The 23,703-nt window shown below is 30.7% G+C and carries 20 protein-coding genes; all 20 read left to right on the top strand.

Annotation, left to right across the window (positions count from 1 at the left end; all coding sequences use genetic code 11):
• The first annotated feature begins 388 nt into the window (after positions 1–388).
• The gene (locus PZA12_RS23660; RefSeq protein WP_103698079.1) at positions 389–718 is read left to right on the top strand and encodes a DUF6514 family protein; all 330 of its coding nucleotides are present in this window, start codon (positions 389–391) and stop codon (positions 716–718) included.
• A gap of 72 nt (positions 719–790) precedes the next feature.
• Positions 791–1,162: a holo-ACP synthase gene (gene acpS, locus PZA12_RS23655; RefSeq protein ID WP_103698078.1), complete on the top strand. Its 372-nt coding sequence runs from the start codon at positions 791–793 to the stop codon at positions 1,160–1,162.
• Positions 1,162–2,670, top strand: a complete 1,509-nt coding sequence (locus PZA12_RS23650; RefSeq protein ID WP_103698077.1) for an NAD(P)H-hydrate dehydratase — start codon at positions 1,162–1,164, stop codon at positions 2,668–2,670. Before acpS ends, PZA12_RS23650 begins: the two co-directional genes overlap by 1 nt.
• Positions 2,671–2,735: 65 nt before the next feature.
• Entirely contained in the window at positions 2,736–3,368 is a 633-nt protein-coding gene (locus PZA12_RS23645) for a germination lipoprotein GerS-related protein (RefSeq protein WP_103698076.1), read from the top strand.
• Positions 3,369–3,594: 226 nt separating this feature from the next.
• On the top strand, positions 3,595–3,852 hold the full coding sequence (locus PZA12_RS23640) for a hypothetical protein (protein WP_012061023.1): 258 nt from the start codon (positions 3,595–3,597) through the stop codon (positions 3,850–3,852).
• Between the two features lie 9 nt (positions 3,853–3,861).
• Positions 3,862–4,215: a type II toxin-antitoxin system PemK/MazF family toxin gene (locus PZA12_RS23635; RefSeq protein ID WP_009172938.1), complete on the top strand. Its 354-nt coding sequence runs from the start codon at positions 3,862–3,864 to the stop codon at positions 4,213–4,215.
• Between the two features lie 226 nt (positions 4,216–4,441).
• A complete protein-coding gene (locus PZA12_RS23630) occupies positions 4,442–5,263 on the top strand; it encodes a transketolase (RefSeq protein WP_012061022.1) in 822 nt (273 codons plus the stop codon).
• Entirely contained in the window at positions 5,263–6,207 is a 945-nt protein-coding gene (locus PZA12_RS23625; RefSeq protein ID WP_103698075.1) for a transketolase family protein, read from the top strand. Before PZA12_RS23630 ends, PZA12_RS23625 begins: the two co-directional genes overlap by 1 nt.
• A gap of 162 nt (positions 6,208–6,369) precedes the next feature.
• Positions 6,370–7,224, top strand: a complete 855-nt coding sequence (locus PZA12_RS23620; protein WP_077842500.1) for a YitT family protein — start codon at positions 6,370–6,372, stop codon at positions 7,222–7,224.
• Positions 7,225–7,350: 126 nt separating this feature from the next.
• Entirely contained in the window at positions 7,351–8,037 is a 687-nt protein-coding gene (gene ftsE / locus PZA12_RS23615; RefSeq protein ID WP_077837806.1) for a cell division ATP-binding protein FtsE, read from the top strand.
• Complete coding sequence (gene ftsX, locus PZA12_RS23610; RefSeq protein WP_077842499.1) at positions 8,027–8,917, top strand: permease-like cell division protein FtsX; 891 nt, start codon at positions 8,027–8,029, stop codon at positions 8,915–8,917. Before ftsE ends, ftsX begins: the two co-directional genes overlap by 11 nt.
• Before the next feature lie 161 nt (positions 8,918–9,078).
• Positions 9,079–10,341: a S41 family peptidase gene (locus tag PZA12_RS23605; RefSeq protein ID WP_077842498.1), complete on the top strand. Its 1,263-nt coding sequence runs from the start codon at positions 9,079–9,081 to the stop codon at positions 10,339–10,341.
• Between the two features lie 11 nt (positions 10,342–10,352).
• A complete protein-coding gene (locus tag PZA12_RS23600; protein ID WP_103698074.1) occupies positions 10,353–11,723 on the top strand; it encodes a signal protein PDZ in 1,371 nt (456 codons plus the stop codon).
• 275 nt (positions 11,724–11,998) lie between these two features.
• Positions 11,999–13,972 carry an excinuclease ABC subunit UvrB gene (gene uvrB, locus PZA12_RS23595; protein WP_103698073.1) on the top strand — a complete coding sequence of 658 codons (1,974 nt, stop codon included), beginning with the start codon at positions 11,999–12,001 and terminating at the stop codon, positions 13,970–13,972.
• A gap of 76 nt (positions 13,973–14,048) precedes the next feature.
• The gene (uvrA, locus tag PZA12_RS23590; protein ID WP_103698072.1) at positions 14,049–16,874 is read left to right on the top strand and encodes an excinuclease ABC subunit UvrA; all 2,826 of its coding nucleotides are present in this window, start codon (positions 14,049–14,051) and stop codon (positions 16,872–16,874) included.
• A 367-nt stretch (positions 16,875–17,241) separates the two neighbouring features.
• Positions 17,242–17,685 (top strand): FHA domain-containing protein, encoded by a 444-nt coding sequence (locus PZA12_RS23585; protein WP_077842494.1) that lies wholly within the window; start codon positions 17,242–17,244, stop codon positions 17,683–17,685.
• A gap of 152 nt (positions 17,686–17,837) precedes the next feature.
• A complete protein-coding gene (locus tag PZA12_RS23580) occupies positions 17,838–19,058 on the top strand; it encodes an FtsW/RodA/SpoVE family cell cycle protein (RefSeq protein WP_103698071.1) in 1,221 nt (406 codons plus the stop codon).
• Positions 19,059–19,061: 3 nt separating this feature from the next.
• Positions 19,062–20,531, top strand: coding sequence for a peptidoglycan D,D-transpeptidase FtsI family protein (locus PZA12_RS23575; RefSeq protein WP_077837798.1), 1,470 nt, complete (start codon positions 19,062–19,064; stop codon positions 20,529–20,531).
• Positions 20,532–20,672: 141 nt separating this feature from the next.
• Entirely contained in the window at positions 20,673–22,538 is a 1,866-nt protein-coding gene (gene uvrC / locus PZA12_RS23570; protein WP_077842491.1) for an excinuclease ABC subunit UvrC, read from the top strand.
• A gap of 237 nt (positions 22,539–22,775) precedes the next feature.
• Positions 22,776–23,690 carry a UDP-N-acetylmuramate dehydrogenase gene (gene murB / locus PZA12_RS23565; protein WP_103698070.1) on the top strand — a complete coding sequence of 305 codons (915 nt, stop codon included), beginning with the start codon at positions 22,776–22,778 and terminating at the stop codon, positions 23,688–23,690.
• Positions 23,691–23,703: the final 13 nt, after the last annotated feature.

The raw sequence follows: 23,703 nt of genomic DNA, 5'->3' as shown, positions 1-23,703 counted from the left end.
TGTTATAATAATGTTGTAAACGATATCTATTATATGTTTTTCAATTATGGTGAAACAAAAAAAGAGATTATGAGGTGAAAAAAGAGCTATTGGCTCTTTTTTTATTTCTTTATAATAATAAATAAGATTTTAATTGTAAATAAAAGCCATATTGAGTTTTTAAAAAATATATATAGTGTGTTATTCGTCTAATTTCGACAAAAGACTTTTTTTATGTGAAAATTTAAAGAATGTATATGTTGTAAAAAATAAAGGAAGAAGTTTTATTGTCAATAAAAAAAATATAAATCTTGAAAAAGAGGACATGCTTTGACAATTTATTGATACATTATGTGATACTATAGGTTTGTAAACAAGGAATTACTATCTTGAGGGAGTTGAAAGGGTTATGAATTTGGTTGAGGAATATACATCAATTAATAGTGATGCTGATGTAGAGTATAGATATGCATATAGGCTCATAAAGAAGGATTATAAGGGGATAACTGCATATGGAATTGAAATTGAAAGAAAAGATTATATTGGTCTAAAAAATGTGAATTTAGAGAGAGAAAAGATAGATATAATATCAATTCATAGGTACAAAGTAAAACAATTACTTATGAAATTGTTTAATAATCAGGTATCACCACTTCACTTAATTGATATTATAGGGACGTATGTGGATGAGCATGCTTATGAGTTTGATATTGGTATGGGAGAGAAAGCTATAAATTAATATTAAGGTATAGAAATAATTAAATATTTACGCTAATATATGGTAAGAGATTACTAAGAAAGGCGATAAATCATGATTATTGGAATTGGAACAGATATAATAGAGATAAGTAGAATAGAGCGTGCGATAGAAAGAACAAGTGCTTTTATTGAAAGATCATTTACTTGTAATGAGATTGCATATTTCAAATTGAAAGGATTTAAGGGGAATGTAGTAGCAGGAAATTTTGCTGCTAAGGAAGCGATTAGTAAAGCAATAGGAACTGGATTTAGAGGATTTGGATTAAAAGATATTGAAATATTGAGAAATGAGTTGGGAAAGCCAATAGTGAATTTAAGTGATAAAATATATAACCTATTGGAGATAAAAGAATTTAATATCCATGTTAGTATTTCACATAGTAATGAAAATGCGATAGCTTATGCAGTTATGGAGGCAATATAATGTTAGAAATTTTTTCGGCTAAACAATGTAGAGAAATGGATAGAGAATGCATTGATTACATTGGAATTCCTAGTATAGTATTGATGGAAAATGCTGCGATAAGTTTATTTGGGGAGCTTTCAGATAAAGGTGAATCATTTTTAATATTATGTGGAAAAGGAAATAATGGGGGGGACGCCCTTGCATTAGCTAGGCATTTGATATTAGGTGGGAAAAAGGTAAGGGTTTATATTGTAAGTAAAGACGAAAATTATAGTCAAGATTTTAAGATTAACTTTAATATATTAGAAAAAATAATTGAAAAGAGAGACATATTATTTATAAAGTCAGAGAACGATATAGATGAAAACGTAATAAGGGACATTAAAGATTATGATCTATTAATAGATGGAATTTTTGGGGTTGGTCTTAATAAAGATTTAATGGGAATGTTTAAAAGTATTATAGAATGTATAAATTTATATGCAAAATTTGTAGTGTCAATTGACACGCCATCAGGTTTAGACTGTGACTTAGGGATTGAGAGAGGAATTGCGGTTCATGCTAATATAACTTATACATTTGAGGTTGTCAAACAGGGCTTTTTAGATTATAAAGCTATTGATTGTGTCGGGAAAATTAAAATATTAAAAATTGGTATTCCAGAATATATAAAAAAGAAAAACTCTAATAATTTTTATATATTAGAAAAAAAGGAATATAATAAGATGCTTTTAAAAAGGCAGGTTTATGGTCATAAAGGAGATTACGGTAGAGCAGTAGTTGTAGCTGGAAGAATCGGATTTACTGGAGCTGCCTTTATAACTACGGAATGTACGGTTAGAGCGGGTGCAGGATTAACTACACTAGTATGCAGTAGCGAGGTGCAAAGGATACTATCAAGCAGATTAACAGAAGCTATGACATTAGACTGTGAAGATAATGATAACTTTATAGAACTTATAAAAAGAGCAAGTTCTATTGCTTTTGGTCCTGGAATTGGAGTTGGAGAAAGAGAAAAAAGCTTGTTAGAAAAGATAATAAATAACAGTAAATGCCCTATTGTGATTGATGCGGACGGAATATCGATTATAGGGGAAAATAAGTATTTGCTAAATGATTTAAAGGGTAGGGCAATTATTACTCCACATCCAGGTGAAATGGCACGGTTTCTAGGAATGAGTATTGAAGACGTGGAGGCTAATAGAGTTAGCATAGCAAAATCAGTTGCTAAGAGGTATGGAATAATTGTCTTATTAAAAGGGTATAATACCGTAATTTCGAACGGAAAAGAAGTTTATATAAATCCTACTGGCAACAGTAAGATGGCATCAGGAGGCATGGGAGATGCATTGACCGGAATAATAAATGCATTTCTGTCACAAGGAGCTAGCATAAATCAGGCTGCTCTTTTAAGTGCATATATTCATGGGAATATAGCTGATAAATTAAGCAAACAAGTTTACATAGTAAATGCAAGAGATATTATAGCCGAATTACCTAAAGAAATTAACAGTATTATTGATTAATTAAGAATAAAGTCACTAGGATTTTCATAAATAGTAATATGTAGTAATAAATCTTAGGAGGCCTTATGGATTTTAGAAAAGTATTGTTCAATAAAAAAATAATTATAGGTATTTTGGTGCTTATTCCAGTACTTATGATTTTGTTAGTTATTTTATGTAGAGACGTAATTACCCCTTCAAATGAAGATATAATTAGTGAACTGAAAGACACAAAGTATTATAGTAGTAAAGTTGATTATCTGTTTAAGAATTCTAAGTCGGAATTCGAGGAAAATACAATGCAATACTATAGTTTTGATAAGGGGTCAAGAATAGAATTCGGAAATGACTATAACAGAGTTAAGGTTTATAACGGTTCAGAGATAAAAGTTGAGGGTGACGAAGATAAAGAGGGATATACACTTGATAAGGATATAGACGTAATTTATCCTTTAGCATTCATAGAAAATATACTATCTAATAAGCAAGCTGATGAAATAAAAGAGGTTAAAGCAGATTGGGGACCAGGAGTATATTTACAAATAGATATAGAATTTAACAGCAAGAATAAGCATTTAAATAAAGCTGAATTCTATGTAGATAAGGATAAGAAGGTTCCAGTATTATTAAAGATTTTAGATGATGATAATAAAGAGAGAGTAATAGTAAAGTATAGTGATTTTAGAAAAGAAAAAACATTAAGTGATGATTTATTTTGATTTGAATAAATTTATTAATTAGAAATCAAGCCAACATTAATATTAAAAAACGATATACTAAATCTAAATATAAATTAAAGTACATATTAGAAATTTTGTAGAGAAAACATTTAGTAAGAATTATCTAGAGAATGGTAAAGAAGTAATACAAATCCTTTGACAAATTGACATAATTTGCAATATAATCATAGTTATAAGAACTTTTTACTGCTATGGAGGCGAAAAGATGTCAATAATTAATCTAAATAACATGAAAAATAAAAAAATAGTTAACTCAGGGAATAATAAAATTAAAAAAAATAGTGGAATTATGGAGAAATCGTTAATACAATATATTAACGAGGGATTTTCAGCTGATTTTGAAAAACTAATGAAAAATGGTTATCAAGAAATGGCTGAAATAAACTTGGAATATTCTAAATTAGGTTTTGAATATATGTTAGATGATGTTAATGAGTATGAGGCATGGATTTGCGGAGTGTGATTATTTAGAATGGCAAACATTGTGGTAAAAAGAGGGGAAATTTTCTATGCGGATTTAAGTCCAGTTATAGGATCCGAACAGGGCGGGATAAGACCTGTTATTATAATACAAAATGATATTGGAAATAGATATAGTCCTACTGTTATTGTAGCTGCAATAACATCTCAAATAAATAAGGCTAAGCTTCCTATTCATGTTGAAATTTCATCAGAAGAGTATGGATTAAATAGAGATTCTGTTGTCTTATTAGAACAGATAAGAACATTAGATAAGAGAAGACTTAAAGAAAAAATTGGACATATGACTGAAGCGGACATGAAAAAGGTTGATAAAGCATTAGCGGTTAGCTTGAATTTAAGCTAAAGAGAAAACAAAAGGGTTTTATATCTATTAATATTAGGAGTGGTATGGATAATTTTTTATTTGTACTACTCTTTTTATGCGTGAGAATACTCTATATTATATAAATATACTTAAAAGTATATCACATTGATGAATGAGGTATACAAAATATATTTTGTATGCTAGAATAAATATGTTAAAATAAAACATAATATAAATGAGTAAATTAATAATAGGGGGTTGTATAATGAATAATGAATACAAACTTGAAGAAATCTCAAAGTTAATGAGAAAAGATATAGTTTCTATGCTTACAGAATCATCATCAGGTCATCCAGGAGGTTCTTTGTCAATAGCTGATATTATGTCTGTACTATTCTTTAAAGAAATGAACATAGATGTATCTAACGCAAAAGATCCAAATAGAGACAGATTTGTTTTATCAAAAGGTCATGCGGCACCAGCATTATATAGTGCTTTAGCTAGAAAGGGATATTTTGAAGTAGAAGAGTTAAAGAGCCTAAGAAAAACAGGCTCAAGATTACAAGGACATCCTAATATGAATGATTTACCAGGAATTGATATGTCTACAGGTTCGCTAGGACAAGGAATTTCTGCTGCTGTTGGAATGGCATTAGCAGGAAAACTTGATAAGAAGGATTATAGAGTATACGCTATTTTAGGAGACGGAGAGCTTGAAGAAGGCCAAGTTTGGGAAGCATCAATGTCTGCGGCTCACTACAAATTAGATAATTTAACTGCATTTATAGATAATAATGGACTACAAATAGATGGGAACATAGAAGATGTTATGAATCCTGGTCCTATAGATAAAAAATTTGAAGCTTTTGGATGGAACGTTTTGACTATAAATGGTCATGATTATGATGAAATTATAAATGCTATTGCAAAAGCAAAGGAAGTTAAAGGAAAACCAACTGCAATTATATGCAACACAGTAAAAGGTAAAGGCGTTTCATTTATGGAAAACCAAGCAGGATGGCATGGAACTGCTCCAAATAAAGAACAATGTGAGCAAGCATTAAAGGAAATTGGAGGGGAAAACTAATGGGAAATAAAGTAGCAACTAGAGAAGCTTATGGTAAAGCGTTAGTAAAACTTTCAAATTTAAATAAAGATGTTGTAGTACTAGATGCTGATTTATCGAAATCAACTAAAACAGCTGATTTTAAAGCTGTTTCACCAGAAAGATTTATAAATATGGGAATAGCAGAATCAAACATGATGGGAGTTGCAGCGGGGCTTTCAACTTGCGGGAAAATTCCGTTTGCTAGTACTTTCGCAATGTTTGCAGCAGGAAGAGCTTTTGAGCAAATAAGAAATTCTATATGTTATCCAAATTTGAATGTTAAAATTTGTGCAACCCATGCAGGATTAACAGTTGGAGAAGATGGAGCGACTCATCAATCTATCGAAGATATATCACTAATGAGAAGTATTCCAAATATGACTGTAATTAATCCAGCAGATGATATAGAAACTGAGGCAGCAATATTAGCTATAGCAGAATACAATGGACCTTGCTATGTTAGATTAGGAAGATTAGCTGTTAGTACTGTAAATAACATAGAGAATTATAAGTTTGAAATTGGAAAAGGTGTGACATTAGCCGAAGGTAACGATGTTACTATAGTTGCAACAGGACTAATGGTTGAATTAGCGTTAGAAGCTAAAAAAGAGTTGGCTAAATATGGAATTGATGCTAGAATAATAAATATACATACAATAAAACCAATTGATAAAGAGCTATTAGCTAATGCAGCGAGAGAAACAGGAGCAATAGTTACAGCAGAAGAACATAGTATAATTGGTGGTTTAGGTTCGGCAGTCGCTGAAGTTTTAACAGAAGAATGTCCAGTACCAGTATTAAAAGTTGGGATAAAAGATACTTTTGGTGAAAGTGGTAAGCCAAACGAATTATTAAAAGCGTATGGATTAACAGTAGAAGCCATAGTAGAGCATAGTAAGAAAGCTATTTCATTAAAGAAATAATCAACCTAGAATAATAGAATATAACATACCGAAAATGCAAGATACAAAGCTTATGAAATAGCTGAGGATCTTGCATTTTCTATTTTTGAATAATCAAAAATAAACAAGGGAAACTATGAGAGAAATTCTAATATAAATGAAAATTAAAAGGGGAAGATGACAATGAAAAAATCAAAATTTAGAGAATATTTAATAATAACATTTGGGATAATTCTAGTTGCGCTTTCTATTGAGTACTTTTACGCTCCAAATAATATTGCAGCAGGTGGAGTAACGGGAATAGCAATAATTATTAATGCAGTTATACCATCTTTTTCAATAGGTGTAGTGAGTTTTGTTTTAAATGGATTGTTATTTATAGTCGCACTTATATTTATTGATGGAAAATTTGGTGTGAAGACGATTTATGCTAGTTTAGGATTATCAGTTATAATATGGGCAATTGAGAGGTTCATTAAGCCAGTTGCAATCACAAATGACTTAATGATGGCAACTATTTTCGGAACATTAATTTCAGCATTCGGAATGGCTATTATATTTAATGAAAATGCATCAACAGGGGGCACTGATATATTAGCAAAAATGCTAAATATATTTTTTCATTTAGATATAGGAAAATCTTTATTAGTAGTAGATTTTGTAATAACCTTGGCAAGTGCGTTTGTATTTGGAGTGGATGTTGCGTTGTATTCTATGCTAAGTATAATACTACTTGGTTTAATAGTTGATAGAGTTATAGAAGGATTTAATGCTTGTAAAAGTATATTTATTATTAGTAAAAGTAATTATGAGATAAGTAGATATATAATAGATACATTAGATAGAGGATGTACATTTATAAATGGAGTTGGGGCATTTACAGAGAAAGAAACTAATATACTTTATGCCGTTTTAAGTAGGAATCAATTCATAAAATTGAAGAAATTTATAAAAGATGTAGATCCTGATGCATTTATAACAGTTGGGGAAGTTCATGAAGTATTAGGTGAAGGATTTAATGATATAAAACAACATTAATTACCAACAAATGGCTCCAAATTTAATAAAATTGTATAACATTAGAAAGTATTCTTATGTTATAATTAATTTTGTAGGTTTTGCAATTAATTTGCGGAATATACAATAAAGAAGGAGTGTTTGAGTATGATCGAGTTTAGAGGAGTATCTAAAATTTACAATAATAATGTAAAAGCCTTGTCAGATATTAATGTTGAGATAGAAGCAGGAGAATTTGTATTTTTAGTAGGACCAAGTGGATCTGGGAAATCTACTTTTATAAAAATGCTTTTAAAGGAAATTGAACCAACCAACGGAAAAATATTAATAGGAGATAAAGATTTATCAACTATTACTAGGCAGCAAATACCTTATTACAGAAGAAAGATAGGAATGGTATTCCAAGATTTCAGATTGATACCAACTCTTAACGTATATGAAAATGTTGCATTTGCTATGAGAGTAGTAGAAGCATCTCAAAAAGATATAAGAAGAAGAGTTCCAATGGTATTGTCGTTAGTTGGATTATCTCATAAATATAAGATGTTTCCTAATGAATTATCAGGAGGAGAACAACAGAGAGTTTCTTTAGCAAGGGCACTAGTTAATAATCCATCTGTTTTGATTGCTGATGAACCTACTGGTAACTTAGATCCAGATACAGCGAGAGAAATAATGTCATTACTTGAGGATATAAACAAGTCTGGAACTACAGTTCTTATGGCTACACACGCAAAGGAAATTGTTGACTATATGAAAAAAAGAGTTATAGCTATTGAAAAGGGAGAAATCGTTAGAGACGAGAAAAGAGGTAAGTACGAAGATGAAAATTAATACTATTGCACATTTTATTAAGGATGCATTTACAAGCTTAAAGAGAAATAAGACTATTAGTATTGCTTCAGTAATTACTGTTCTTATAACTTTCTTTGTTTTGGGAATATTCGTATTAGTTGCTAATAATATAAACAAAGGAATAAATACTGTTCAGAATAAAGTAGAACTAAAAATATTTCTTAAGGATGATATAAAACTTATTGATCAAAGGGAAATAGAAATAAAATTACGAGAAATTGAAGGCGTTAAAGATGTAATTTACCAATCAAAAGAAGAAGAGTACAAGAATTTTCAAAGTACTACGAATGAAAATGAAGGATTACTAAAAGGATATACATTGCAAAATAATCCTTTTTCAGCATCATTTACAGTTAAATTGGAATCTCCAGAATATGCATCAGCTGTAAGCGAAGGAATAAAAGATTTCGAAGGTGTTGAGACTATAGGTGATCAACAAGAATTAGTAGACAAGATTGTAGGAATAGTAAATGGTGTAAAAATAGTTGGTTTTGGATTGTTTATAATATTAGTAGGTGTTTCAATATTCTTAATAATGAATACTACAAAACTAACTGTATATTCAAGAAGAAGAGAAGTTGGAATTATGAAATTTGTAGGGGCTACTGATTGGTTCATTAGATGGCCATTTGTAATAGAGGGAATGGTAATAGGGTTTATTGGAGCAACATTAGCATGTGGAGCTTTATTTGCAGCATATAATGGACTAGTTAGGTGGATTGCTTCACAATTGGTATTTGTAAGCCTTGTACCAGCAACATTTATATTCTCAACTCTATTATGGCAATTTATGCTTGGTGGTATTATAGTTGGTGGAATTGCTAGTATAATTTCATTAAGGAAATTTTTAGTGGTATAATTTTTGCAAATAAGTGTAAATATAATAAAAATAGGAATAAAGAAAAATAGTATTTTATACTATGAAATCTTGAGAAAAACTTTACAATATAATCCACTTTAATCTATAAAGATATATATTGGGATTATATGTATGATGCATATGAAAGGGAGTCTTTATAGGTGAAGGAATCAAGAAAATACATATTTGCAAATAGAAGGCAAAATAGAAAAATACTTTTAGTACCAACAGTAATCTTTATAATATTTCTTATATGTGTATCCTTTTTAGGAGGAAACTATATTGCTACTAAAGGGATATTTCTAGTAAGAACATCGCCAGAAGTCAAGAGTACAGCTTCGCAGATAAATGATAAGAGTAAATATTCAGCACTTTTTACAGTGAGAGATAAATTAATTGAAAAGTTTGATGGTGAAATTGATGATAATGCTCTTTTAGAAGGAGCGATTAAGGGAATGACTAATGCCTTAAATGATCAATATACCGTATTTATGAATCAAAGCGAATTTGATGATTTAATGAAACAAAGTAGTGGAAGTATGACGGGAATAGGTGTTACTGTAACGTTAAAAGATAAACAGGTAACAATTTTAGATACTGTTAAAGGAGCACCTGCTGATAGGGCTGGACTACAGGAAAATGATATAATAGAAAAGATAAATGATATCGATGTGTCTGGTGACGATTTAAAAAAAGCAACGTCTATGATTGCAGAGGCAAATAATTCAGAGTTAAAACTGACTATTAAGAGAGCAGATACTGATGAATTTGATGTTAATGTAACACCTGAAAAAGTAAAGATTGAATCAGTAAGCGGGAATATGCTAGATTCTTCAATAGGGTATATTCGTATAAAAACTTTCATGAATGAAAATACGGCAGAAGATTTCAAAAACACCATTGATGAATTGAAATCTCAAGGGATGAAAGGCTTGATAGTAGATCTGAGAGAAAATCCTGGCGGGCTATTAACAGAAGCAGTAGGTGTTGCATCACAGTTTATTCCGAAAGGAAAGATAATAACTTACACAATTGATAAATATGAAAACAGAAATGATTCATTATCAATTGGTGGAGATGCTGAAGGCATGCCATTGGTATTACTAGTTAATGAAAATAGCGCTAGTGCATCAGAAGTTGTTACAGGGGCTTTAAGAGATTATGGAGCAGCAACAATTGTTGGGAAAACTACTTTTGGGAAAGGTATAGTTCAGCAAACAGTTAAATTTGATGATAATATCGGTGGACTTAAAGTAACTATTTCTAAATACTATACTCCGAATGGAGAGAATATTCATAAAAAAGGAATAGCCCCAGATTTCGATGTTACAACGCCTGTTGGTATTGATGAAAAGAGCTATGATAAAAATGCTGATGAGCAGCTAAAGACAGCGGTTGAAAAAATAGGAGAAAAGATTCAATAGGGAGGGATTAAATGGGTTTATTTATATATACGCTACGGAGCGTATCTGGCGCTATAGTAACCCCTCCATTAGTATTCTTATTAATACTCTTAATAATGATACTACATTCAAAGAACAAAAAAGTAGTAACTATGCAAAAAATAATTTTAGGAGGTAGTGTAAATTCATCTATTGAACTTACACTATCTCAACTTGTTTTAGGAATTATAGGTGGAATTATAGGAAGCATAATACTTACAAGTTTAGGTGTAGTTTTTAGTGAAAATTCTGGAATATCGTATTTGTTTGTTATATCAATATTATTAATGCTTATAAGACCAAGGTTAATATGCTTTTCTTATTCGGGAGCAATTCTAGGTGGTATAGTAATTATAATTAAATTGATTAATATATTCATTCCTTATAGTTTAGGAGTTTTTGATCTAAATATATTTTATTTAGCAATTCTTATAGGAGTATTCCATGTTATTGAAGGGATATTAGTAATTGTCGATGGAGATAGAGGAGCTGTACCTGTATTTACAAATAGAGATAATAAAATTTTAGGTGGATATGCATTAAAAAGATATTGGGCATTGCCAATAGCAATAATTATTGCTATGAATTGGAATAATTCGATGTTGAGTTATATGACAGAATCTATATCTAATCCAGATTGGTGGCCATTAATTAAATTACCATATGGACTCGCCTTAATAGCTGGAAGTATTATTTCTATAGTTCCTTTTTATATGGTATTAGGTTATTCATCAATTACATTTACAAAAAGTAAAAGAGAAAAAGCTATATCTTCAGGAGTACACATACTAGCTTATGGAATTATTCTAATAGTTTCAGCTCAAATTTCTAGGTTTGGAATTATTGGTGAAATATTTGTTGTGATTTTCATGCCAACAGCGCACGAATTAATGCTTAAGCTTCAGGCAGATCGAGAGAAAAAGCAAGTGGCTAAGTTTGTTAGTGATGAAGAAGGGCTGGTAGTTTTAGAAATGTCAGCGGATTCTAGGATGCGGGAATTTGGAGTTGATATTCAAAGTAAAATTTTATCAGTGAACGGTAAAAAAATTAATTCCGAAGCGGAAGTTTATTCTATTTTAAAGGAAAACTTATATAATGCAGTTTTAAAGATAAAGGATTCTCATGGAATGGTAAAAGATATTCAATTTAGACATAATAAAAACACTAGGCTTGGAATTTTGGTAGTGCCTAGAAATGTAAGCAAGGAAGATATTGTGCCAGTCGATGGAGGAAATTTTAAAAATGTTTTGAATTCATTAAAGGGTTCCGAAAAGGGTTCTAAAAATAAAGTTGAATATAAAATAGAAAAAGAGAATGATGGAAAACATGATAAGGATGTTAAGAATAAAGATAATAAAATGTAATTAGAAGGTGGCTTGGCCACTTTTTTCTTTAGCTAATAATAATATTTTTATTTGAGAGATATTTAAGATAAATTTTATTTTTTTAATAAATAATTTTAATTGCAACTGATTTAAATAAAGTAAACATCTAATAATTATAATATTTTAGATATATGGAGAGTATTAAAGGCATGAGCAAGCATTTAAAATAAATAGGATAATTTATTGACTTAATACTTAAGGAAAAGTAAAATAGACATATAATACGAATGTCTGTTCGGATCGGAGGTAATATAATGGGAGAATTTAAAATACAATCGAGATTTAAACCTACAGGGGATCAACCACAAGCAATCGATAAATTAGTCAATTCCATAAAAAGCAATAATAGAGGTCAAACTTTGCTTGGAGTAACAGGTTCAGGAAAAACATTTACTATGGCAAATGTTATAGAAAAATTACAAAGACCTACTATAATATTAGCTCATAATAAAACTTTAGCAGCGCAATTATGTTCGGAATTTAAGGAGTTCTTTCCTGATAATATAGTAGAATACTTTGTATCTTATTATGACTATTATCAACCAGAAGCATATGTGCCTCAAACAGATACATTTATAGAAAAAGATGCATCAATTAATGATGAAATAGATAAATTAAGGCATTCAGCTACTTCAGCTCTTTTTGAAAGAAGGGATGTAATAATTGTCGCATCTGTTTCCTGCATATACGGGCTAGGTAATCCAGATGAATATAAAAAGTTGACTATAAGTCTTAGAACTGGAATGGAAAAAGAGAGAGATGAGGTTATAAAGAAACTCATAGAAATTCAATATGAAAGAAATGATATAGATTTTTCAAGAGGAACTTTTAGAGTTAGAGGAGATTCTTTAGATATAATTCCTGCTTCGTATTCAAATAAAGGGATTAGAATTGAATTTTTTGGAGATGAAATTGATAGAATAAGAGAATTTGATGTATTAACAGGAAGTATACTAGGAGAAAGAAATCATGTAGCCATAACTCCAGCATCCCACTTTGCAACATCTAGAGAGACTGTTGATAAAGCAATTGGCATAATTGAAGGAGAATTAGAGGAGAGGCTTAGAGAACTTAATGCTCAGGATAAACTTTTAGAAGCTCAAAGATTAAGGCAAAGAACTAACTTTGATATTGAGATGATAAAAGAAATGGGATATTGTAGTGGGATTGAGAATTATTCTAGAATATTAGATGGTAGAGCTTCAGGAACACCACCTAAAACATTAATAGATTATTTTCCGGAAGATTTTCTTATGTTTATAGATGAGAGCCACGTAACATTACCTCAGGTTAGAGCAATGTATGCAGGAGATAGATCAAGAAAAAATACATTGGTAGACTATGGATTTAGATTACCTTGTGCATATGATAATAGACCGCTAAAATTTGAGGAATTTGAAAAGAAAATTAATCAAGTAGTGTTTGTAAGTGCTACTCCATCGGCTTATGAAATAGATAATTCTGAAGAAATCGCTGAACAAATCATAAGACCTACAGGATTGTTAGATCCAGAAATCATTATAAGGCCTATTAAAGGACAAATTGATGATTTATATGGAGAGATTAATAAAACGATAGAGTGTGGATTTAGAATATTAATAACTACATTAACCAAGCGTATGGCAGAAGATTTAACTAAATATTTAATAGAACTTGGTGTTAAAACAACTTATATGCATTCAGATATTGATACGATAGAAAGAATGAAAATAATAAGAGATTTGAGGCTTGGTGAGTATGATGTACTTGTAGGAATAAATCTTTTAAGAGAAGGATTAGATATACCAGAGGTAGCTTTAGTTGCAATTTTAGACGCCGATAAAGAAGGATTTTTAAGATCAGAAACATCATTAATACAAACAATAGGAAGAGCGGCTAGAAATTCAGAAAGCAAGGTTATAATGTATGCTGACAATATAACAAAGTCTATGGATAAAGCAATGAAGGAAACGGAAAGAAGAAGAGCTATACAAAAAGATTATAATGAGAGACACGGAATAGTACCAACAACAATAATTAAAGATGTAAGAGATATTATAGAAGCAACAAAGGTTTCAGAAGAAGTCGAAGAATATAAAGCTGCGGATAAGAAAAAACTTACTAAGAAAGAAAAAGATAAGTTAATTAAGGATCTTACAGAAGAAATGCTTTTAGCGGCAAAAAATCTTCAATTCGAAAGAGCAGCTGAGCTTAGAGATATTATTAATGAAATTAAGGATGGAAAGTAATGGGCAATAATCAATATATGATATATTGCATAAAACTATGAATTATGTATTGTCCATTAAGTAGGAGGTTAGTTTAATGAACGATAAGATAGTAATAAAAGGTGCGAAAGTTAATAATTTAAAGAATGTAAGTTTAGAAATACCGAGAGATAAATTAGTTGTACTTACAGGATTATCAGGCTCAGGTAAGTCATCATTGGCCTTTGATACATTATATGCTGAAGGGCAAAGAAGATATGTGGAATCTTTATCTTCTTATGCACGGCAATTTTTAGGACAAATGGATAAACCGAATGTAGAATATATAGAAGGATTATCACCGGCAATATCAATAGATCAAAAGACTACAAGTAAAAATCCAAGATCAACAGTTGGAACAATAACTGAAATATATGATTATTTGAGATTATTATATGCAAGAGTAGGAATTCCTCACTGTCCAAAGTGCGGTAAAGAAATTACTAAACAATCTGTTGATCAGATTGTTGATAAAATTATGGGTTATGGAGATAGATCTAAACTTCAAGTATTATCACCTGTAGTTAAAGGGAGAAAAGGAACTCATGAAAAGATATTAGAACATATAAAGAAGAGCGGCTTTGTTAGAGCAAGGATTGATGGGGAAATCTATGACTTAACTGAAGAGGAAGTAAAGTTAGATAAAAATAAAAAGCATAATATTGAAGCTGTTATTGATAGAATTGTCATAAAGGAAGGGATTGAAGGTAGACTTACAGAATCTGTAGAAGCGTCTTTAAAGATGGGCGAAGGATTAGTTATAATTAGCGTTATTGGAGGAGAAGAAACTTTATTTAGCGAAAATTTTGCTTGCCCAGATTGTGGAATAAGTATTGATGAGCTATCGCCTAGATTATTTTCATTTAATGCTCCATATGGAAAGTGCGATCATTGTGATGGGCTTGGAAGTCTTATGGAGATAGACGAAAAGCTTGTTATACCTAATAGAGAGCTAAGTGTTATGGAAGGAGCTATAGCAAGCTGGGGAAGTGGAAGACTAAAAGAAGATTCTTGGACATATGCAATACTTCAGGCTCTAACTAAAGAGTATGGATTAGATTTAAGCAAGCCTATAAAAGATTTGGATAAAGAACATGTTGATTTATTGTTGTATGGAACAGGTGGGAAAAAACTTAAAATTGAATATGTGAAAGATGGAGTTAAAGCTATTTATAGTTATGCATTTGAAGGGGAAATTAATGCATTAAGCAGAAGGTATAGAGAGAGTAATTCAGATCTTATAAAGGGTGAAATAGAGCAATACATGAGCAATGATTCATGCCCAAAATGTAAAGGCGCTAGGTTAAAAAAAGAAGTGCTAGCAGTTACTGTTGGTGGAAAAAATATATATGAATTTACAAGTATGTCAATAAAAGAAGAACTTGAGTTTATAAATGGAGTGGAATTTTCAGAAAAAAATAAACTTATAAGTGAGCAGATTATAAAAGAGATTAAAAATAGATTGCAGTTTTTATTAGATGTTGGTTTAGATTACTTAAGTTTATCAAGAAATTCTGGAACCTTATCAGGTGGGGAATCACAAAGAATAAGGCTTGCAACACAAATTGGTTCAGCACTTATGGGAGTTCTATATATATTAGATGAACCAAGTATTGGATTGCATCAAAGGGATAATGATAGGTTAATACATACTTTGAAAAATCTAAGAGATGTTGGAAATACAGTAGTAGTTGTAGAACACGATGAAGATACTATGAAGGAAGCAGATTATATTGTTGATATTGGACCGGGTGCAGGAGAGCACGGAGGAGAAGTAGTTGTTGCTGGAACACTTGATGAAGTTAAGGCATGTGAAAAATCAATAACAGGTCAATATTTAACTGGAAGAAAATCAATTCAAATTCCGGCAGTGAGAAGGAAAGGTAATGGACAAAAAATAAAAATTGTAGGCGCTAAGGAAAATAATTTAAAAAATATAAATGTTTCAATTCCTCTTGGTACTTTAACTATGGTTACAGGAGTTTCTGGTTCTGGAAAAAGTACTCTAGTAAATGAAATACTTTATAAAGGTTTAAATAGATTAGTAAATAAGAGTAAAAATCCAGTAGGAAACCATAAAGAAATAGTTGGTTATGAAAATATAGATAAAATAATAGATATAAACCAAAGTCCGATTGGAAGAACACCTCGTTCTAATCCAGCAACTTATACAGGTACATTTGATATAATTAGAGAATTATTTTCACAAACTACAGAAGCTAAAATGAGGGGATATAAGCAAGGGCGATTTAGTTTTAATGTAAAAGGTGGAAGATGTGAAGCTTGTTCTGGAGATGGAATAATAAAAATAGAAATGCAATTCCTATCAGATGTTTATGTTCCGTGTGAAGTGTGCAAAGGAAAGAGGTATAATAGAGAAACTTTAGAAGTAAAGTATAAAGGGAAGAATATAGATGATGTATTAAAAATGACAGTTGAAGAAGCATTAAAATTCTTTGAAAACATACCTAGAATTGAGAATAAGTTGAGGACATTAAATGATGTAGGACTTGGATATATTAGATTAGGTCAGCCTTCAACTCAATTATCAGGAGGAGAAGCTCAAAGAATTAAGTTAGCATATGAATTATCAAAGAGAAGTACAGGAAAAACTCTCTATATACTGGATGAGCCAACAACAGGATTACATGTAGATGATGTTAGTAGATTAATAGAAATACTTCAAAGTTTAGTTGAAACAGGAAATACTGTAGTTGTAATTGAGCATAATTTAGATATGATCAAATGTGCAGATCATTTAATTGATTTAGGTCCAGAGGGTGGAGATAAGGGAGGAACCATTATAAAATGTGGGACTCCAGAAGAATTATGTAAAGTTCAAGAATCTTATACAGGTAAATATTTAAAAGATGTGCTTAGATAAAACTTATGAATATTAAGGAATGAGTACTCATATTTAGAACTATATAATATTAAAACCTATAATTTGGTAGTTATAATGCCTAATTGGCAATATATATATAACATAAAATTAAAAATAATAAAGTTTTTATGAAGAAATTATATTGAAAATTGACAATTGGGGCATTATAGGACAGAATATGATAAGTAGATATTAAAATAATCTAGATGATATAATAATATATATTAATTAAGTGGCACTTTTGCATGTCATACTTACTTTTTTATTGTATAATCATTAATGAGGTAAATGTAAATTACAGCTTATAAGCTTCTGAAAGTTATTTTACATATACAATGGATACAGGAATGAATATTGAGGTGAAAATATGAGTTTTTCGAGAATAATTGCTGGTTTTTTTGGAATTGTTTTTATTATTATACTGTATGTAATAATATACTATGCGCTAAAGATAATGTATAGGGATGTTAAAAACGGAGGGAAGAAAAGAAGGCCTACTGCAGCAAAAGGAAGTTATGGCTTAGAAATTATAAATTCTGGAAGTAGCAAAGATTTAAAAGATGGATCTATTATTCCTATTAGATCGGATTTGACAATAGGAAGAAAAGATGATAATTCTATTGTATTATGTGATCAACATGTTTCTGGAAGTCATGCAAGAATTATCATAAGGAATAGTGCATTATTTATAGAAGATTTAAATAGTACAAATGGTACCTACTTAAACAAGAATAAGATAAGTGGCAAAGCAAAATTGTCTAATAAAGATGAGATAAGAATTGGTACAGCAATTTTTAAGATTTTAATTTAAGATATTTTAATAAAGAGAATATTAAAAGCATTTTTTATTAAAAAAATTAGGCTCAGCGGGAAAGTATTGTAAAGCTATATTTTCCGCTGGGCTTTACAAAAGTATTTTAGAAATCTAAATATCAAAGGAATAGCACGGTGGGGTGATATGGATTGAAGATAAAAAGAGATGAAATAAAGCTATTACTGTTAACTTATTTGTTATGTATAGCGCTTTTTACAAATTTAGCAATATTGAAAGATGACATGGATAAAGGCGCTATATATATGGGGTTGATAGTATGTGGCTTAATAACTGCTACCCAAATATTAATACGTAAGTTTTATCCCCATGGGGATAAGTTTTTGATTACATTTGCATGTATATTGTCAGTAATAGGTATAGCTGTACTATATAGATTGGATACTGACATTGCTATTAAACAGTTAATGTATTTTGCAGCTGGAATAGTAATATTTATTGCTCTAGTAGTGATAATTCCAGATATAAGAGATTTTGTTAAGTACAAGAAGGTATATCTGATAGCAACTTTGATTATAATGCCTTTAGCATTGTTCGCGCATCAAGAGGTTTATGGTGCAACTAACTGGATTAGAATTGGTGGATTTAGCATTCAACCATCGGAATTTGGTAAGATAACATTTGCTATATACTTAGCGGCAGCTTTACATGATTATGAAGACAAAAATAATATAATAGAAGATTTTAAACAGCTTTGGCAACCTGCACTGGTTGTTTTATACTCATTAGGATGCTTGGTCGGGCAAAAGGATTTGGGATCTGCATTAATATTTTTTGGTATTTCATTAACAATGTTGTATGTTGCAACTGGAAAGAAAAAGTATGTAGTAATAACGTTTGTATTATTTGCGTTGGGATCTATCTTAGCATATAAGTTGTTTCCGCACGTACAGCAAAGAGTATTAATATGGAGGGATCCGTGGAAGTATAAAGATACCACGGGATATCAGATAGTTCAAGGATTATATTCGATTTCTTCTGGAGGAATGTTTGGAAGTGGACTTGGTCAAGGCTACCCAGGATTTATGCCAGTAAATACCTCAGACTTAATTTTTGCAGTAATTTGTGAGGAATTGGGAATGGTATTTGGGCTTGGAATCATGATAATATATTTCTTGTTTTTCTATAGGGGAATGAGAGCTTCGTTTAGAATCAAAGATAGATTTTCACAACTTAATGCCATAGGCCTTAGTGCTATGATAGCATGTCAGGTTCTAGTTATAATAGGAGGAGTGTTTGCGGTAATACCTTTGACAGGGATTACATTGCCTCTTATCAGTGCTGGAGGTTCCTCAATAATAACTATGTTTTTTGCACTAGCAATACTTCAAAAGATATCGGAGGAGGGCTAAAAATTGAAAAATGTTTCTAATAGTATAAAACAGGTAATGGTAGTTTTTTTGTTTTGCTTTGTAGCTCTTATCTCGTATATTGCATATTTTCAAGTTTTTTCGGCGCCTACTATAGCTGAAAGTGAAGGTAATCAAAGGCTTTGGGCAAGAAGAAATGAAGTTTTGAGGGGAACCATATATGATAGAAATAAAAATCCGCTTACAACAAGTGCAAGGGTAGATGCTTTAACACAAAAAAGAACTTATGTTAACGGAGATTTATATGTTCACGCTCTAGGATATGTAGATCCAAGATATGGATTGACAGGATTAGAGGCAAACTATGATAGTGAGTTAACCACATACAACAAACTTACTAACAATATTTTAAATCTAACTAAAGATTTTAGTATGGATAAGTTAAAATCAATGTTTAAGAATAGAAAAGAAGATGAGGTTAAAGTTGGGAATGGTGTTATAACTACATTAGATCCAACACTTCAAAAAATAGCATACGATGCACTTGGAAGTAATAAGGGTGCGGTGGTAGCCTTAAATCCAAAAACAGGAGAAGTATTAGCTATGGTTTCTAAGCCAACATATAATCCAAATGATTTGGAAGGCTCAATGAAAGCTTCTAATGAAGATAGCCCGTTTATAAATAGGGCAGTATCAGGAAAATATCCGCCAGGATCAACATTTAAAACAGTAACTCTTAGTAGCGCATTAGAAAATATGCCTGGAATTACAAATAGAACTTTTAATGATACAGGTAAAATAGTATTTAATGATAAACAATCATTAAGTAATGATAATGGAGAAGTTAATGGCGAAATAGATTTAAAAGATGCGTATAGATTATCAAGTAACTTTGTATTTGGTACATTGGCAATGGAATTAGGAAATGATAAGCTAAAAGCTACTGCAGAGAAGTTTGGTTTTAATAATACAGTAGAATCTGATGGATTTAAAATAGATCAGAGTCAATTTCCAAAGTTATCTAAAGCTGAAATTGGTAGCATAGCTCAATCTGGAATTGGCCAAAGTAGTATTTTAGCTACGCCTATGGAGATGGCTTTGGTTGCAAGTACAGTGGCTGATGATGGTAAGATGATGGAACCAAGACTAGTTAGTCAAGTAGTGGATAAGGATGGTAATGTAGTTAAGACAGTTGAACCCAAAGTGAATAAACAAGTCATAAGTTCAGCTAATGCTGCAATTATAAAAGACTATATGAAAAATTTAGTTGATTCAAGAATCGACTCTACTTGGAGTTACTTCCAAGGAACTGATGCAGCAGGTAAGACTGGTACAGCTGATTATAATCTTGCTAATGGAGAAAGCGCTAAACCTCATTCATGGTTTATTGGTCTTGCACCAGCAAGTAATCCTAAGATTGCAGTCGCTGTAATAGTTGAAAATGGAGGATACGGAGCGAGTGCAGCGGCACCGATAGCAGGAAAATTAATTAGGCAAGCAGTTATTGGAAATTAAAATTAAATATGGTAGATAAAAAGTGAATAGTTATTGGAGAACCGTTGAAATTTCTTAAAATTACTGAATTTGAAATAATAAAAGGATTTTCCTTAAACTCTTCACTTTTTTATATTTGAATTTATAGGAAGGAGTGTTGGAATGTTTGATTTTAAAGCCCAATTAAAAATTCTACCAAATGAACCAGGGGTTTATTTAATGAAAAACTCACTTGGAGAGATTATCTATGTGGGAAAAGCAAAAATATTGAAAAATAGAGTGCGCCAATACTTTCAAAATTCTAAAAATCATTCGGAAAAAGTAAAGGCAATGGTTAAAAATATTGCTGAGTTTGAATACATAGTTACAGATTCTGAAATGGAAGCTTTAATATTAGAATGCAATCTAATAAAAAAGTATAGCCCTAAATATAATATTTCACTAAAAGATGATAAATTTTATCCATTCATAAAAGTGACTACTAATGAAGATTTTCCTAGAGTTTTTATAACAAGAAATTATGCGAAGGATGGAAATAAATATTTTGGGCCGTATCCGAATGCAGGAGACGTACACGAAACAATAAATTTGATTAGAAGAATTTTTCCATTAAGAACTTGTAAAAAATCTATTATAGAAGGCGAAAAGCCGACAAGAGCATGCTTGAACTATCATATAAAAAAATGTAATGCACCCTGTGAAGGGCGTATTTCTAAAATTGAATACAAAAAAATGATAGATGAAATAATGGAAGTTTTAAGTGGGAAAGATAGGAGCCTTTTAAATAAGTTAAAAGAAGAAATGCAAGGTGCATCAGGAAATTTAGAATTTGAGAAAGCTGCATCCTTAAGAGATAAAATAATTGCTATAGAAAATATAGCAGAGAAACAAAAGGTGTTTAAATCTCAAGAGAATGATGAAGACTTTATTAATATCTATAAAGATGAGAAAGATTGCTGTATTCAAGTATTCTTTTTAAGGGATGGAAAAATAACTGGAAGAGAACATTTTATGATTGAAAATAGTTCCCATGAGGAAGATACAACAATAATTTCGCAATTTATAATTTCATTTTATGGAGGAACACCAAAAGTTCCAAAGAATATATACATTCCGGAAAGTGATGAAATTGAAGCGTTGGAAGAATTTTTAAGCATAAAGCGTGGCTCAAGGGTCTTCGTCAAGGTGCCAATAAAAGGCGAGAAAAAAGAGATGTTGGAGCTAGTTAAAAATAATGCGAAAGTCACTTTAGATCAATTTAAGGACAAGATTTTGAGAGATAAAGAGATAAATATGATTTCGTTAAAGGAAATTCAAGAATTATTAGAACTTGATACTATACCGCTTAGAATTGAAGCTTACGATATATCCAACATACAAGGGGTAGATTCTGTTGGGTCAATGATTGTATTTGAGAATGGTAAAGCTAAGAATAGTGATTATAGAAGATTTCGTATAAAAACTGTAAAAAGTGCTAATGATTATGATAGTATGAGAGAAATCTTAGAACGAAGATTCACTCATGGATTAAAAGAGATTAAAGAGATTCAAAATAAAGAAATTAAATTTTCTAGTGGAAAGTTTTCAAATTTTCCAGATTTGATTATGATGGATGGTGGAAAAGGTCAGGTAAATATAGCTCTTGAAGTATTAGATAAATTAGGAATAGATATACCTGTATGTGGGTTGGTTAAAGATGATTATCACGCAACTAGAGGGATTATTTATAATAATAATGAATTAATAATAAATAGAAATTCTAATTTGATGCAAATGATAAGAAGAATTCAGGATGAAGTTCATAGATTCGCGATAACTTACCACAGAAGCTTAAGGGATAAGAGAACACTACATTCAATATTAGATGATATACCTAATATTGGACAGAAGAGAAGAATGTCTCTTTTAATGAAGTTTGGAAGTATCGATAATATTAAAAAAGCTACATTAGACGAACTTCTTGAGGCAGAATCAATTGATACGAAAGCAGCTAATAGTATATTAGAGTATTTCAAAAATACAAAATAAGAGAAATTAGGTTGGGGTATCTCAACCTAATTTTTAGCCTTAGATTATTGTACCAATGCTGTATAATTAAAATACATTATGTTATTTTTTGAATATATATTAAAAACATGAACAAAATAAATAAATTATGCTATAATAGTACGGAATAAAAATTTACTTGTCTTAGATTAATATTTAAATTATTCTATATCATGTAAACAAAAAGCAGATTAATATAAATGTTTGAGGAGTTTTGGCATGAAGCACTATGGAGAATATAAGAATTTGTTCAGCAAATTATACGAAGAGTCACAAATTCAATTAGATGCGAAAATGAGTGAACATATATACTTTAAAGTTGGAGGACCAGTAGACATACTTCTAACTCCAAACAGTATACAACAGGTAAAAGAAACTATCACTATTTGTAAAGAAAATAATATACCATTTTATGTAATAGGAAATGGGTCTAATATCTTAGTTAAAGATGGTGGTATTAGAGGTGTTGTTATAAAGTTATGCGAGCTCAATAAAATAGAATGTATAGGTAACAAGATTATTGCAGAATGTGGAGCATTACTTAAAGATGTTTCGAAGGCAGCTACAGAAGGATCACTAGCAGGATTTCAATTTGCTTGTGGTATTCCGGGTAGCGTAGGTGGAGCTGTATTTATGAATGCAGGAGCTTATGACGGAGAAATTTCATTTGTTATTGAAAGTGCAGAAGTACTTGATGACAATCAAGAAATTAGAATAATTCATAAGTCAGAGTTGAATTTAGGATATAGACAGTCTGTAGTTATGCAAAAGGGATATATAGTATTACGCGCAACTTTTAATTTAGTTAATGGTGATAAAGAAAAAATTCAAGCTAGAGTTGATGAATTAACTAAAAGGAGAGAAGAAAGACAGCCGTTAGAGTATCCTTCAGCAGGTAGTACATTTAAAAGACCAGAGGGCTATTTCGCAGGAAAATTAATTGAGGATGCAGGATTAAAGGGATTTGCTATCGGTGGAGCGTGTGTTTCAGAGAAGCATGCTGGATTTGTTATTAATTATAAGAACGGAACAGCTAAGGATGTATTAGATGTAATATGTCATGTTAGAGATGAAGTGAAAAAACAATTTGGAGTAGATTTATATCCTGAAGTTAGAATTTGGGGTGAAGATTAAGCATTTTAGTGAC

It is taken from the genome of Clostridium beijerinckii, from assembly GCF_036699995.1.
Lineage (GTDB): Bacteria > Bacillota > Clostridia > Clostridiales > Clostridiaceae > Clostridium > Clostridium helianthi.
This window is presented reverse-complemented; position numbering and strand designations above follow the sequence as displayed.

Coding starts and splice junctions, on each gene's coding strand:
- PZA12_RS23660 (WP_103698079.1), top strand. CDS start 389: ATGAATTTGGTTGAGGAATATACATCAATTAATAGTGATGCTGATGTA.
- acpS (WP_103698078.1), top strand. CDS start 791: ATGATTATTGGAATTGGAACAGATATAATAGAGATAAGTAGAATAGAG.
- PZA12_RS23650 (WP_103698077.1), top strand. CDS start 1,162: ATGTTAGAAATTTTTTCGGCTAAACAATGTAGAGAAATGGATAGAGAA.
- PZA12_RS23645 (WP_103698076.1), top strand. CDS start 2,736: ATGGATTTTAGAAAAGTATTGTTCAATAAAAAAATAATTATAGGTATT.
- PZA12_RS23640 (WP_012061023.1), top strand. CDS start 3,595: ATGTCAATAATTAATCTAAATAACATGAAAAATAAAAAAATAGTTAAC.
- PZA12_RS23635 (WP_009172938.1), top strand. CDS start 3,862: ATGGCAAACATTGTGGTAAAAAGAGGGGAAATTTTCTATGCGGATTTA.
- PZA12_RS23630 (WP_012061022.1), top strand. CDS start 4,442: ATGAATAATGAATACAAACTTGAAGAAATCTCAAAGTTAATGAGAAAA.
- PZA12_RS23625 (WP_103698075.1), top strand. CDS start 5,263: ATGGGAAATAAAGTAGCAACTAGAGAAGCTTATGGTAAAGCGTTAGTA.
- PZA12_RS23620 (WP_077842500.1), top strand. CDS start 6,370: ATGAAAAAATCAAAATTTAGAGAATATTTAATAATAACATTTGGGATA.
- ftsE (WP_077837806.1), top strand. CDS start 7,351: ATGATCGAGTTTAGAGGAGTATCTAAAATTTACAATAATAATGTAAAA.
- ftsX (WP_077842499.1), top strand. CDS start 8,027: ATGAAAATTAATACTATTGCACATTTTATTAAGGATGCATTTACAAGC.
- PZA12_RS23600 (WP_103698074.1), top strand. CDS start 10,353: ATGGGTTTATTTATATATACGCTACGGAGCGTATCTGGCGCTATAGTA.
- uvrB (WP_103698073.1), top strand. CDS start 11,999: ATGGGAGAATTTAAAATACAATCGAGATTTAAACCTACAGGGGATCAA.
- uvrA (WP_103698072.1), top strand. CDS start 14,049: ATGAACGATAAGATAGTAATAAAAGGTGCGAAAGTTAATAATTTAAAG.
- PZA12_RS23585 (WP_077842494.1), top strand. CDS start 17,242: ATGAGTTTTTCGAGAATAATTGCTGGTTTTTTTGGAATTGTTTTTATT.
- uvrC (WP_077842491.1), top strand. CDS start 20,673: ATGTTTGATTTTAAAGCCCAATTAAAAATTCTACCAAATGAACCAGGG.
- murB (WP_103698070.1), top strand. CDS start 22,776: ATGAAGCACTATGGAGAATATAAGAATTTGTTCAGCAAATTATACGAA.